Annotated in this window: 14 protein-coding genes; 11 read left to right on the top strand and 3 right to left on the bottom strand. The window is 36.2% G+C overall.

Features of this window, described 5'->3' with window-relative positions:
* Positions 1–11: 11 nt before the first annotated feature.
* The 6 genes from HW119_RS16810 (at position 12) to HW119_RS16290 (ending at position 4,569) form a co-directional block, all read left to right on the top strand.
* Positions 12–140 (top strand): four-helix bundle copper-binding protein, encoded by a 129-nt coding sequence (locus HW119_RS16810; protein WP_255497938.1) that lies wholly within the window; start codon positions 12–14, stop codon positions 138–140.
* Positions 141–490: 350 nt separating this feature from the next.
* A complete protein-coding gene (locus HW119_RS16310) occupies positions 491–1,846 on the top strand; it encodes an MFS transporter (protein ID WP_177766411.1) in 1,356 nt (451 codons plus the stop codon).
* Between the two features lie 184 nt (positions 1,847–2,030).
* Entirely contained in the window at positions 2,031–2,540 is a 510-nt protein-coding gene (locus HW119_RS16305) for a plastocyanin/azurin family copper-binding protein (protein WP_177766409.1), read from the top strand.
* Positions 2,541–2,646: 106 nt separating this feature from the next.
* Positions 2,647–2,886: a heavy-metal-associated domain-containing protein gene (locus tag HW119_RS16300; protein ID WP_038330917.1), complete on the top strand. Its 240-nt coding sequence runs from the start codon at positions 2,647–2,649 to the stop codon at positions 2,884–2,886.
* A gap of 102 nt (positions 2,887–2,988) precedes the next feature.
* The gene (locus HW119_RS16295; protein ID WP_052217452.1) at positions 2,989–3,393 is read left to right on the top strand and encodes a helix-turn-helix domain-containing protein; all 405 of its coding nucleotides are present in this window, start codon (positions 2,989–2,991) and stop codon (positions 3,391–3,393) included.
* Between the two features lie 105 nt (positions 3,394–3,498).
* Entirely contained in the window at positions 3,499–4,569 is a 1,071-nt protein-coding gene (locus HW119_RS16290; RefSeq protein WP_177766407.1) for an iron-sulfur cluster-binding domain-containing protein, read from the top strand.
* A gap of 96 nt (positions 4,570–4,665) precedes the next feature.
* Here HW119_RS16290 and HW119_RS16285 read toward each other — a convergent pair whose 3' ends face one another.
* Positions 4,666–5,214 carry a TetR/AcrR family transcriptional regulator gene (locus tag HW119_RS16285; RefSeq protein WP_177766405.1) on the bottom strand — a complete coding sequence of 183 codons (549 nt, stop codon included), beginning with the start codon at positions 5,212–5,214 and terminating at the stop codon, positions 4,666–4,668.
* A 108-nt stretch (positions 5,215–5,322) separates the two neighbouring features.
* Here HW119_RS16285 and HW119_RS16280 point away from each other — a divergent pair, with 108 nt between their 5' ends.
* Genes HW119_RS16280 through HW119_RS16270 form a run of 3 tightly spaced genes read left to right on the top strand, consistent with a single transcriptional unit; the run spans position 5,323 to position 9,004 of the window.
* Positions 5,323–6,531 (top strand): NADH:flavin oxidoreductase, encoded by a 1,209-nt coding sequence (locus HW119_RS16280; RefSeq protein WP_065720937.1) that lies wholly within the window; start codon positions 5,323–5,325, stop codon positions 6,529–6,531.
* A 23-nt stretch (positions 6,532–6,554) separates the two neighbouring features.
* Positions 6,555–8,246, top strand: coding sequence for a 3-ketosteroid-delta-1-dehydrogenase (locus HW119_RS16275; RefSeq protein ID WP_177766403.1), 1,692 nt, complete (start codon positions 6,555–6,557; stop codon positions 8,244–8,246).
* Between the two features lie 8 nt (positions 8,247–8,254).
* The gene (locus HW119_RS16270) at positions 8,255–9,004 is read left to right on the top strand and encodes an SDR family NAD(P)-dependent oxidoreductase (protein ID WP_177766401.1); all 750 of its coding nucleotides are present in this window, start codon (positions 8,255–8,257) and stop codon (positions 9,002–9,004) included.
* Positions 9,005–9,171: 167 nt separating this feature from the next.
* Here the strand turns inward: HW119_RS16270 and HW119_RS16265 are convergent, their stop codons facing one another.
* Both HW119_RS16265 and HW119_RS16260 read right to left on the bottom strand, forming a co-directional pair.
* Positions 9,172–9,483, bottom strand: coding sequence for a hypothetical protein (locus HW119_RS16265; RefSeq protein ID WP_052217456.1), 312 nt, complete (start codon positions 9,481–9,483; stop codon positions 9,172–9,174).
* 42 nt (positions 9,484–9,525) lie between these two features.
* On the bottom strand, positions 9,526–9,792 hold the full coding sequence (locus tag HW119_RS16260) for a hypothetical protein (RefSeq protein ID WP_177766399.1): 267 nt from the start codon (positions 9,790–9,792) through the stop codon (positions 9,526–9,528).
* A 193-nt stretch (positions 9,793–9,985) separates the two neighbouring features.
* Between HW119_RS16260 and HW119_RS16255 the strand changes: the two genes are divergently transcribed.
* Together HW119_RS16255 and HW119_RS16250 are read left to right on the top strand one after the other, a co-directional pair.
* Positions 9,986–10,549 carry a helix-turn-helix domain-containing protein gene (locus HW119_RS16255; RefSeq protein WP_177766397.1) on the top strand — a complete coding sequence of 188 codons (564 nt, stop codon included), beginning with the start codon at positions 9,986–9,988 and terminating at the stop codon, positions 10,547–10,549.
* A gap of 223 nt (positions 10,550–10,772) precedes the next feature.
* A complete protein-coding gene (locus HW119_RS16250) occupies positions 10,773–11,843 on the top strand; it encodes an efflux RND transporter periplasmic adaptor subunit (RefSeq protein ID WP_177766395.1) in 1,071 nt (356 codons plus the stop codon).
* Positions 11,844–11,846: the final 3 nt, after the last annotated feature.

Here is an 11,846-nt window from a genome sequence, read left to right as displayed (position 1 = left end):
GCAAACTTTGTATGGAAATTTGCAACGCTTGTGCTGAAGAATGTGAAAAACATGTTGCTATGGGAATGGAGCATTGTAGAGAATGTGCCGAAGCTTGTAGAAAATGTGCTCAAGCTTGTGAAGAAATGATGGCAGCATAATTTAATAAGTATTTTTCTAAAAAAAAGAGGGTATTACATCCTCTTTTTTTTATGTCTTGTACAATCAGTAAATATCATAAAACTAATAAAGAAAAGTATAATGGAAAGCTTGGTTGCAATACCGAAATTTGCAGTATAGAAGTTATAATTAAAGTAAAAACAAAATGTTGAACATTATTAATAGAATTATTTTTGGATTAACTCACTACCACAGTGAGAAATCTGATTGTTGTTGTCACTGTTGAGGACTATATTCAAACCCGATAAGACACTTTACTTTTTCTGGGTTTGGCAAATATCAATCCAACTCAAATTGATAAACAATTTTTTAATTCTTACAAATATTAATAATGAAACAAAATATTCAAGAGAGTGCCCTTGAGACAGGTTTGTCCAATCACTCTAAAACTAAAATAAAAAAATCCCCAGCCATTGTTATTGCATTAGCATTTATCGTCTTAGTATTTGATGGCTATGATTTAGTAGTATACGGAACAATAGTAAAATCTATTCTAGCTTATGAAGCATGGGGGTTAACTACCGCTGAAACAGGCTCTATAAATAGTCTAGCTCTTGTGGGAATGGCAATAGGGTCACTTACTGTTGGCTACCTTACAGATTTAATTGGACGTAGAAAAGTTTTAATTGGAGCAGTCACATTTTTTTCTCTCTTTATGATTGCGACGGCGTTGGCTCCTACACCGTTTCTGTTCGGGATTTTTCGCTTTATTTCTGGTTTAGGTCTCGGTGGTGTAATCCCTACAGCAGTAGCTACAACAGTAGAGTTTTCAAGAGCAGGGCGTAAAAATTTCAATAACGCTTTAATGTTTTCCGGTTATTCTATGGGAGGTATTTTCGCCGCATTGTTGGCTATCGGTTTAGTAGAAACAATTGGTTTCCGTGGAATGTTAGGGATCGGTGCATTGCCATTAATTACCGTTGTACCACTATTACTCTATTATCTCCCTGAAAGTCCGGTATATTTAAGATCAAAAGGTCGCATTAGAGAAGCAGATACAATTATAGCAGAATACGGCTTAACACCCATAGAACCAACTTCGCCAATTAAAAAAGAAGTTCAGCAAGTCGAAAAAAAACGCAATCCTTTATTGGCAATCTTTACAGGCCGCTGGGCATTGATTACAATTGTGTTTTTGCTCGCAGCTATTTCTGGTCAGATTTTAATCTATGGACTTAATACGTGGTTGCCTACGTTATTAACTATTGCAGGTTATTCGGCTACTTCAGCATTAACGTTCTTGTTGGTCACGAATGCTGGAGCAGTAGCAGGTTCGCTAATTGCTTCCCCATTGGCAGACAAGTTCGGAGCAAAAAGAGTTGTTTCAGCGGCATTTGCGATGGCAGGCATTGCATTATTCCTAATGGCTCTTGGCTTTAGTACAGGCGACGGTAATGGATGGTCTATGAGCCTTACTTACCTGCTTGTAGCCGTAGTTGGTTTCGGCTCCATAGGTGCACAAATTTTGTTGAATGGCTTTATCGCTACCTATTATCCCGATGCCACTCGTGGTACAGCTTTAGGTACTATCCTTGCAGTAGGTCGTATAGGTGCAGCAGTTGCAATCATTCTTGGCGGTATTCTTATCGCATCAGAACTATCCAACTTTGCTAATTTCGCAGTATGGGCAATTCCTGCAATTCTTGGTACTATTATCGTATTGAGCATTCCAAATAGTCAAAAGTAACCTTATAAAATTAGAGGAACAGACACCCGTTGTAATAATTACAATGGGTGTTTTGCATTGCATCAACAATACAATTTTACAATTCAGTAAATATCATAAATCTAAAAAGGAATTGCATAATATTTAGGATAACAAATGTACCGAAATTTGCAGTATAAGATAACAATTTAAAATTACATAGAAAATGAAAAAGCTAGTTTTAGGCTTGTCAGTAATCATATTTACTGCCTGTAACAATAATAAGAAAACAGAACAAAGTGCACAAGAAAACAATCAGCCTGTATTAGAACAAGCAACTGTCTCGACGGAACAAGCAAACGAAGTTGAGTTGACCATCAGTGGCGGTGATGATATGAAATTTGATAAGACCGAACTTAAAGTAAAAGAAGGACAAACTGTAAAGTTGATTCTTAAGCATACCGGAAAAGCACCAATTGAAGCAATGGGACATAATGTTGCTATTCTTGCACAAGGTACAGACTTCAATGCTTTCGCTAATGCAGCAATCAATGCTAAAGATAATGACTATATTCCAAAAGAAATGGAAAAAGCCGTTATTACCAAAACAGATATGATTGGTGGCGGACAAACTACCGAAATTACTTTTAATGCTCCTGCAAAAGGTTCTTATGATTTTTTATGTTCTTTCCCAGGCCACTACATCTATATGAAGGGTAAGTTCATTGTAGAATAAAATCATAATTTTAAAATCAGTAAAAGTCACAAATCTTACAAGGAATACCATAATAATAAGTATCAAATTAAGACGGAAATTTGTTAAACATTAAAAATAAGATAAAATGAAAAATTTGGAATTAAGCATACCAGACATGCAAAGTGCTCACTGCCAATCAAGAGTAAATGGAGCAATCAAAGATATTAATGGCGTTACTATTGAAAAATTAGAAGCAGGGAAACTTGCTGTTTCAATAGAGAATGATAGTGTGAAACAAGAGTTGGTCCAGGCTATTGAGAAAGCTGGCTACAAAGTAGATGGCGGAGATAGCGAAAAAACGTCAAGCTGCTCTTGCTGCGTGTAAGTTCAATATTGCTCGGGGATTTGCTGAATATATCCCTGGGCTTTTCTCCATTTACTCTTAGGGTACCAAAACAGTGTTTCCCAATCTCTAACATAAAAAGTTATGTTACATCAATTAAAATTAGGTGACTGTTCGGATGTAATAACGAAAGTACACCGGGTAGCAGATCAGATTATTCAGACCCAATTGGATACAGGTTCATCTGCTCCGTTTGCGATTCAGATAACAAGCGAACTCAATACGGATTATCAAGAACTGAACAATCTGTTTCTTTTAAAATGTGATGTCAGCCTTGAAATTATATTTACAAAGCGAATAATTGAAAAGGTAAAAGAATTGCTGGTATATACCGAGCAAACTATCACGCAAATTGCAAAATCGTTAGGTTATAAAAAAGCTTCGGAGCTTACCGAGCAATTAAAGACCTATACAGGATTAACGTCTGCCCATTTCAAACAGATAAGAAAAAACAAGCTGGCAATTATCAGAAGACAGCAAGAAAAATAAAACGAAATTTAATTATCAAATATCATGTTTTGATGAACCTCTCTTTGTGAACAACAAGTAGAGGTTTCCTTTTAAAGATAACAAAGCATATAGAAATCATTTAAAATGAAGAAATATACGTGGCGAACCCATAAAACTGTGAAGGAAACACAGGATACTCTGACCATATACTTTGAAACCGATCAACAACAATTTTCCTATTTGCCGGGTCAGTATCTAAATATCAGATGCAACATAGATGGAGAGATGGTAATTCGCTCGTATTCATTTAGTTCCAAACCCTCAGATCCTAATCCAGCTATTACCGTAAAAAGAGTAACTGGAGGAAAAATGAGCAACTATATTTTTGAAAATGCAGACCAAATAGAAATATGGGAAATCGAAGCACCGTTTGGGAATTTTGTTTTGGAAGATACAATAGCTGCACAATCCAAAATAGTCCTGTTGGCCGGTGGTAGCGGTATCGCACCTTTATTCTCTATGCTCAATAGTATTGATAGTAGTCGTCAAATTCCCTTACTGATATACAGTAATAAAACGCCCAGTGAAACTATTTTTTATAATGAACTGGAAACTTTAGAGATAAATGAAAGTCTCGAAATATGCTATTCCTTTACTGCCCCCGAATTTATCTCTACTAAAATCAATCATATTGCAGGACGATTCTCTCTATTGGTACTTCGTTCCATAATCAAAAGACTTGTTCCTGAAATAAACGACGCCCATTACTACATTTGTGGACCTACCGGCTTAATGGATTTATATAAAAATGCCTTAACAGGACTGAATATTCCAGAAGAAAATATTCATTTGGAATATTTCGACCTAGTTCCAGTTGATGTGGGAGATTTGGAAACTGACGGTGTTGTAAAAGATGTGATTGTAAATTACTATGAGGACTACTACGAGAATGATGAAAAGCAGACCTATGAATGCACATCACTCATTGAGGTGCAGCCGAAGCAATCTCTTTTGGATGCAATGAAAGAGCATCATATCAAAGTAGCGAGTTCCTGCAAAAACGGAACCTGTGGGGCTTGTTGGGCAGTAAAAACAGATGGCGAAGTACGGATGCTCCATAATGGGGCTCTGACAGAACAGGATATTGCCGAGGGAATAATTTTATTGTGCCAAAGCTATCCGACAAATGCGGATGTATGTGTAACTGTATCGTGAATAAGAAAAACGATATTGATTAAATAATATGCTGTTAAGCCTTTAATTTGATATTAAAATACTGACGACATATCGAAATAGCTAGAGATGTGCAACTTACTCTTTTGTAACTACTTTAATTCCGTTCATAAGCAATTCTAATGTTCGCTCAATGGCAGATTGACCAGACATCTGAACATATGCAACTGCGCCACCTACCATTGATATTAATATCAGTAAATCTTTTTCACAACAAAAGTCATCTCGTAATAAGTTGCTATTTTTTGCGAGTTGAATTGGTTTTTCGAAAATCTCAAACAATCTGGAAGAAGTCAAGGTTTGTTCCTGTCTGTTGATATAAGGTAAAAAGTTATGATATTCCACCCGTTGTATCAATACCTTTTTTAACAACAGATAGAATCCATTTTTGTTTTCTTGCAATGCTTTAGCGTATAAATCAAGTTGATCTAGATTGTAATGAAATACTGCCGACACAAGAGCTTCCCGATCCGGAAAATGACGATAAAAAGTCATTCTGGAAACATCAGATTCTTTGGCAATTTCAGTCAATGGAATATCTATTCCTTTCTCCATGAATAGATTCAAAGCAGTTTTTACAATTTTTACTTTATTTTGAACAGAATCGGATCTAGCTTTCAAATTCATATAATGATTTTAATTGGTGCAAAATTAATAATTTTTTAAATGTTACACTATGTAACATTTATTTGTTGTTTGTTTATCTTTGATAAGAAACAATAACTTCAATATCCTATGAATGCAATTAATCCTGATAAAGTATTTTCACCCGCAAAATTAGGACCCATTACTCTTCCGAATCGGGTTATAAAAGCGGCAACCAGTGAAGGCAGAAGCCCTGACGGAAAAGTTACACAATCATTAATAGACTTTCATGAGGGCTTTATAAAAGGAGGGGTTGGTATGACAACTATTGCCTACTGCGCTATTTCCGCAGAAGGTTTTGCAGCACCGGGAGAAATTTTGATGGTTCGTGAAAATATTTCAGGCCTCAAACAATTTACACAGGCGATGCATAAGGCTGGCGGAAAAGCCTCCGCACAGTTAGGGCATGCCGGTCCCGTAGCCACCAAACAAATCACAGGTGTACAACCAATTGCTCCGTCAAGGTTTAGAAGTCCTTCTAGTTTTCAGGTTTGTCGTGAAATCGGCCGAGAGGAAATGAAAACCATTATCAGGCAATTTGCGGATGCCGCAGAAGTTGCTGCCGATGCCAATTTTGATGCGATCGAACTTCATTTTGGGCATTTGTATCTGGTATCTTCTTTTTTCAGTCCTTGGATCAACAAAAGAAAAGATGAATATGGCGGTTCTATTGAAAATCGTACACGTTTTGCAAAAGAAATCCTTCTTGCCGTAAAAGAAAGGGTGAAAGACCGTTTGGCAATTATTGTTAAAATGTCTATGGATGATGGTATTAAAAACTCAATCTGGTTAGATGAGTCCACACAAACAGCAAGAATTCTGGACGAAACAGGCGCTGTTGATGCGTTTGAGCTAACGATGGGATCTTCGGTAAAAAATCAAATGTATCTGTTCAGAGGTGAAACTGATTTAGAGGGCATGTCAAAAACACAGAAAGGAATTTTCAGATTGGGGGTAAAATGGTTTGGAAAATTAGTGTTAGGTGAATACCCGTACGAACATCTTTATATGCTTAAATCGGCTCGGCAATTCCAGACAGTAGTGAAAAAAGCTCAACTGATTTTGTTGGGAGGAATTAATGATTATGTGCATTTGCAAACGGCTATGCAGGAAGGTTTTGACTTTGTTGCGATGGGAAGGGCATTACTTCGCGAGCCCGATATCATCAATAAATTAAAAGATAATCCGTTGGGAAGAGGAAGATGTATTCAATGCAATAAATGTATGTCTACTGTTTTTCAGACAACCAACTGTGTTTTTATACCCGAATACGCTACTTCGTCTAAACTACCTGTATAAATTATAATTAAAAAAGACTGAATATGAGCAAGAAAGAAATAATCCCGGGGCCAACAGCCACAGATATTACCGTAGATTTGGTAGTTGTAGGTTCGGGAACCGGTATGGCAGCTGCACTAGCAGCCCATGAATTAGGATTAAAAGTATTAGTTATCGAAAAAACAGCTTTGGTTGGTGGCTCTACTGCACGCTCCGGTGGTGCATTTTGGATACCGGCAAATCCTGTTTTGAAACAAGATGGTTCCGATGATACATTGAAAGATGGAGAAACATATTTAACGAATTTAGTTGGAGATAATGCTCCTAAATCCCGTTGGGAAAACTTCTTGCAAAATGGTTCAGCAGCAGTAGAAATGTTGGAGAGAACCACGCCTATGAAATTCTTTTGGGCAAAAGGATATTCAGATTATTTCCCAGAAGTTGCAGGTGGTAAAGTCTTAGGAAGAACATGCGAATGTCGTCCTTTCAATATGAACTTATTAGGAAAAGACACAGCAAGGTTTCGTCCCGGCCAACTTGAGGCACCTGTACCTGTACCCGTGACAGGCTACGATTACAAATGGCTCAACTTAATGAAAAAAACACCATTTAAGTCTATACCAATTATGCTGAAAAGAGGAATTCAGGGAATTGGTGGGTTATTGATTGGAAAAAGATTAGTTGGTGGTGGCCAGGCACTGGCTTCAGGGATGTTTGCTGGTTTAATTCGCTCAGGTGTACCGGTTTGGACCAATACTTCAATTACAGAATTATTGTTTGATGGTGATAAAGTAACTGGAATAAAAGCGGTTCAAAACGGAAAATTGGTTCAGATAAATGCGACGAAAGGTGTGGTTTTGGCAGGAGGCGGATTTGATCATAATATGCTAATGCGCCACCAATACCAATCTCCCTCTTTAAAAAATGTAAGTTTAGGCAGCGAAGGCAATACAGGTGATACCATTCTGTTAGGAGAAAAGATTGGAGCGGAAATTACCAATATGACTTCAACATGGTGGTTTCCTGCGATAGCTCCGTTAACAGAAGAAGGCGAACCACAAGTATTATTGGCAGAGCGTTCGCTTCCGGGATCATTTTTGGTAAACTATACGGGAAAAAGGTTTATAAACGAAGCGGTGGATTATATGAGTTTTGGACAAATCGTTTTAGAACAGGAAAAGTATGGAACGCCTATAAAAGATATGTGGTTGATTTTTGATCAGAACTACAGAAATAGTTATCTGCTTGCCGGCACACTTTTTCCGGGAATGAAAATTCCACAAGAGTGGTTTGATGCAAAAATTGCTTTTACGGCTGAAAATGCATCTGAACTGGCTCAAAAAGTGGGATTACCTGTCGAAGCATTTACGGAAACATTTGGCAGGTTCAACACCATTGCAGCTACAGGAAAAGATACCGATTTTGGAAAAGGAAACAGCGCTTACGACCGTTATTATGGAGATCCAACACAAATGCCTAATAATTGTCTTCGATCGCTTTCTGGAAAATTATATGCGGTAAAAATCGTTTTATCAGACTTGGGAACATGCGGTGGAATGATGACAAACGAACATGGACAAGTATTGAAAACCAATCAGACCGCTTTCCAAGGTTTGTACGCTTTGGGAAATAATGCCTCAAATATTTTTGGAAATAAATATCCCGGAGCTGGCGGAACCATCGGGCAGGGATTGGTATTTGGTTATATTATAGCACATCACGCAGCAAAAAAATAATAAGATATATGAGACTAAATAATAAGGTAGCAATAATAACTGGGGCAGCTTCCGGAATGGGGGAAGCTATGGCTTATTCTTTTGCCAAAGAAGGAGCAAAAGTAGTAGCGACCGATATTCAAAAAGATAAATTAGAAACTATTGTACAAAAAATCAAATCAGATGGTGGTGATGCCATTGCTCTAGTACATAACGTATCAAAACGGGAAGACTGGTTTGAAAAAGTGCTTCCAGAAACAATCAGCGTTTTTGGAAAACTGGATATTTTAATCAATAATGCTGGAATTTCAGTGGCAGTTCCTTTTGAAGATCAAACCGAAGACACCTGGAAAAAGGCATATGACATCAACATAAGCAGCGTGATGCTGGGGATGCAGGCTGTATTACCACACCTGAAAGAAAGAGGTGGGAGTGTCGTGAATATTTCTTCGATTGCCGCTTTAACCGGAATGTCAGGTCCCGGAGTTTATACGGCTTCCAAAGGTGGGGTTTCAGCAATTACCAGAGCAGCCGCCGTGGATTTCGGACCTTTTGGAATTAGAGTAAATGCCATTAATCCGGGCTATATCTTAACACCTATGAGCGAGGCATTTTTGAATAGTCCAGACTATCAAGCCTATTTTTTAGGAATTATTCCGATGAAAAAATTGGGAATGGCTGAAGATATTTCGAATGCTGCATTATTCTTGGCATCAGAGGAAGCAAAATACATTACAGGGGTAAATTTACCAGTAGATGGAGGAACAACAATCAAATAATGTAGCCCTATATTAATATTCAAAAGCCAGGTTACAACAATTTAACCTGGCTTTTTTATCTTCTCATTTATCAAAAAGTTATGTTAATAGTATTGTTTATGAAACAAGAACATAATTTTTTCTAATAACTTTCTATTAGGTCCTTAAATCAAATGGAAATACAATTTCTACTCATTTTTAAGCGATAATTTCCTAAGCATCGCAGCACTCATTCCATCTGTATAAGCACCGTAAGCAGTGACCAAAATTCCCTTTAAGCCATCTTTTGAGGCTATTCCATAAACAGTAGATTCATCACTGGGGTTGCTATCTCCCTCATATCGGTAGACTTGCTCAATTTCAAAGTCATCAATAGTATATTTATTGTTGCCACAAATTAAGCAGTTGTCTTCAAGATTAAAATCTACATCGTAACCTTCCTTGCGAAGATTTTCAATCGCTACCAACACTGTGGCATATTTGTACATTACATTTGTCATATCATAATATTATTAAGTTACTATTATTCTATCGCTGTACTTTTAGAAATCCTCCTGCAACAAATCTTTTAATTTTTGGTGTTGTACGGACAAGTCAGCATACATTATTTTTAATCGGCTATTTTCGTCGTTTAAATTTACCAATTCTAAAAGGATATCGGATCTTAAATCCTTATATTTTGATTTCAATTCAAAAATATTTGTACCATATATACCATATTTCTCAAAAAGTTCCAGACCGGTTTTACCTGCGTTATAATCTTTCAATATATCTAAAACTGGATGTTCGTTTATTTCTTTACTATTCATTTTAATGGATATTGTCTATTACAAAATTCGTTATGATTAATGGTACTGGATATATACTTTTCCTTGATTAGTTTATGATATTTAATGTTGTTGAATATACTTTCTTAAAATATCACAAAAGAAAACCGAAATATCATAAAGTCTTATTTTTAGTAAATGCTGAATTTTGTTTTTTAAATATAATATAGAGCTTATGACACTGTTAATAAAAGGAATGGTGTGCAATAGATGTATGTATGTTCTTGAAAAAGAGTTAACTATTTTGGGTTTTGAAGTAGTGGATGTAAAACTAGGAGAAGCGATAATAAAAGATACAGTAGCTTTTTCGCAAAAACTGGGAGAAATCGAAGCGATGCTGAAAAGTAATGGCTTTGAATTAATGTATAATAAAAACCAAAAAGCAATAAACAATATTAAAGAGTTGGTTGATAATGGTATTAATATGCAATTGGAAAGTGGAATACCTACAAAATTTACAGCTCTTATAAGTAATAAGTTAAACAAGAATTACGATACACTGAGTGCATTGTTTTCTTCAGAAGAAGGAATAACACTTGAAAAGTACATTATTCACTGTAAGATTGAAAAAGTAAAAGAACTTTTGATGAATACAGAAATGTCTTTGACCGAGATTGCTAATGTATTAGGTTATAGTAGTCAGGCATACCTTTCCAATCAATTGAAAAAGCATACAGGCTTTACATCAAGCTATTTTAAACAGCTAAAGGATAGGGATAATCAAACTTTGATTCTTTAAATCAAAAGACTGAATTATTCACGTCCTGTTATTTAAGTTAAATGTAACTGTGAAGAGCTACTGATCATTCAGTAGCTCTTCGTTTTATGTCAATTATTACACCTTATGAAAAGTAAATTTCACAACTTTTAGCGGTCATTTCGTATAGCTGTTTGTATGTTGTAAACCGACCTTTGTCCCTGAAATCTAAAGTTAAAATAAACGTAACAAAATAAATGTAAAGATGAAAACAGGTAAAATAGGTTTACTATTCCTTTTCCTAATAGGGATAGGTTTGATACAGAGTTGTAAACAAAAAGAAGAAAAACAATTAAAAGATGAGCCTCCGGTTGTAACAGTAGGTACGATCCAAAGTTCAGAAACAGAAGAATCTGTTGTTTATTCAGGTTCCATCGTTCCAGATAATATGACCACCGTGAGCTTCGCTGTTCCCGGAACAATCAATAATGTGAGTGTCAATGAAGGTCAAAAAGTTAGTAAAGGACAGTTTTTAGCAAGTATAGATGCTACAGAATATGAAGCGGCCTTGCAAATAGCCAATGCTACATTAGAACAGAGCGAGGATGCATTCAGAAGGTTTGATGAATTGTATAAAAAAGGAAGTTTTCCTGAAAAAGATTACATCGATATCAAAACTAAAGTTGCACAGGCACAGGCAAATAAAAAAATTAATAAAAAGCGTATTGCCGACAGCCGTTTAATGTCGCCTACTAATGGAATAATTACAGTTAAATCAGCTGAAATCGGAGGTATGGCAGCACCAGGAGTACCGGCTTTTACAATTGTTAAAACAGATCTTGTATACGCTCAATTCTCAGTACCTGAAAGCGAAATAGGAAACTTCAAACAAGGTATGCAGGTAGAAGTAAACATACCTACACTGCAACAAAATTTCACCGGTAAAATTACAATTATCAATCCTGTGGCTGATGAAATTTCCAAAGCATATACTTTAAAAGTACGTCTTGACAATTCAAAAGGTGTTTTAATGCCTGGGATGATTAGCGAAATATTTGCAGGTATTCCGGCTAAAGTTAAACAAGTGCGTGTACCACTTACAGCTATCATAAACAATGTTGATAAAATCCCTCACGTGTATGTGATAGACAAAAATAGCAATGCAAAACTGACAAGGGTTACTGTTGGTAAAATTGCAGGCGATGAGGTTATAATAACCAACGGACTTGATGAAAATCAAACTATTATCCTTGCCGGGCAAAATAATGTAAAGGACGGACAAAAAGTAAAAACCGAAACAGCTTCAGTAAATACAACTGCTTCAAAAACAGAATAATTT

The sequence above is a fragment of the Flavobacterium sp. I3-2 genome (assembly GCF_013389595.1).
In the GTDB taxonomy this organism is placed as follows: Bacteria; Bacteroidota; Bacteroidia; order Flavobacteriales; family Flavobacteriaceae; genus Flavobacterium.
Note: the sequence above shows the minus strand (reverse complement) of the source record. Positions and strands in the feature narration are given on the sequence as shown.

Coding starts and splice junctions, on each gene's coding strand:
- HW119_RS16810 (WP_255497938.1), top strand. CDS start 12: ATGGAAATTTGCAACGCTTGTGCTGAAGAATGTGAAAAACATGTTGCT.
- HW119_RS16310 (WP_177766411.1), top strand. CDS start 491: ATGAAACAAAATATTCAAGAGAGTGCCCTTGAGACAGGTTTGTCCAAT.
- HW119_RS16305 (WP_177766409.1), top strand. CDS start 2,031: ATGAAAAAGCTAGTTTTAGGCTTGTCAGTAATCATATTTACTGCCTGT.
- HW119_RS16300 (WP_038330917.1), top strand. CDS start 2,647: ATGAAAAATTTGGAATTAAGCATACCAGACATGCAAAGTGCTCACTGC.
- HW119_RS16295 (WP_052217452.1), top strand. CDS start 2,989: ATGTTACATCAATTAAAATTAGGTGACTGTTCGGATGTAATAACGAAA.
- HW119_RS16290 (WP_177766407.1), top strand. CDS start 3,499: ATGAAGAAATATACGTGGCGAACCCATAAAACTGTGAAGGAAACACAG.
- HW119_RS16285 (WP_177766405.1), bottom strand. CDS start 5,214: ATGAATTTGAAAGCTAGATCCGATTCTGTTCAAAATAAAGTAAAAATT.
- HW119_RS16280 (WP_065720937.1), top strand. CDS start 5,323: ATGAATGCAATTAATCCTGATAAAGTATTTTCACCCGCAAAATTAGGA.
- HW119_RS16275 (WP_177766403.1), top strand. CDS start 6,555: ATGAGCAAGAAAGAAATAATCCCGGGGCCAACAGCCACAGATATTACC.
- HW119_RS16270 (WP_177766401.1), top strand. CDS start 8,255: ATGAGACTAAATAATAAGGTAGCAATAATAACTGGGGCAGCTTCCGGA.
- HW119_RS16265 (WP_052217456.1), bottom strand. CDS start 9,483: ATGACAAATGTAATGTACAAATATGCCACAGTGTTGGTAGCGATTGAA.
- HW119_RS16260 (WP_177766399.1), bottom strand. CDS start 9,792: ATGAATAGTAAAGAAATAAACGAACATCCAGTTTTAGATATATTGAAA.
- HW119_RS16255 (WP_177766397.1), top strand. CDS start 9,986: ATGACACTGTTAATAAAAGGAATGGTGTGCAATAGATGTATGTATGTT.
- HW119_RS16250 (WP_177766395.1), top strand. CDS start 10,773: ATGAAAACAGGTAAAATAGGTTTACTATTCCTTTTCCTAATAGGGATA.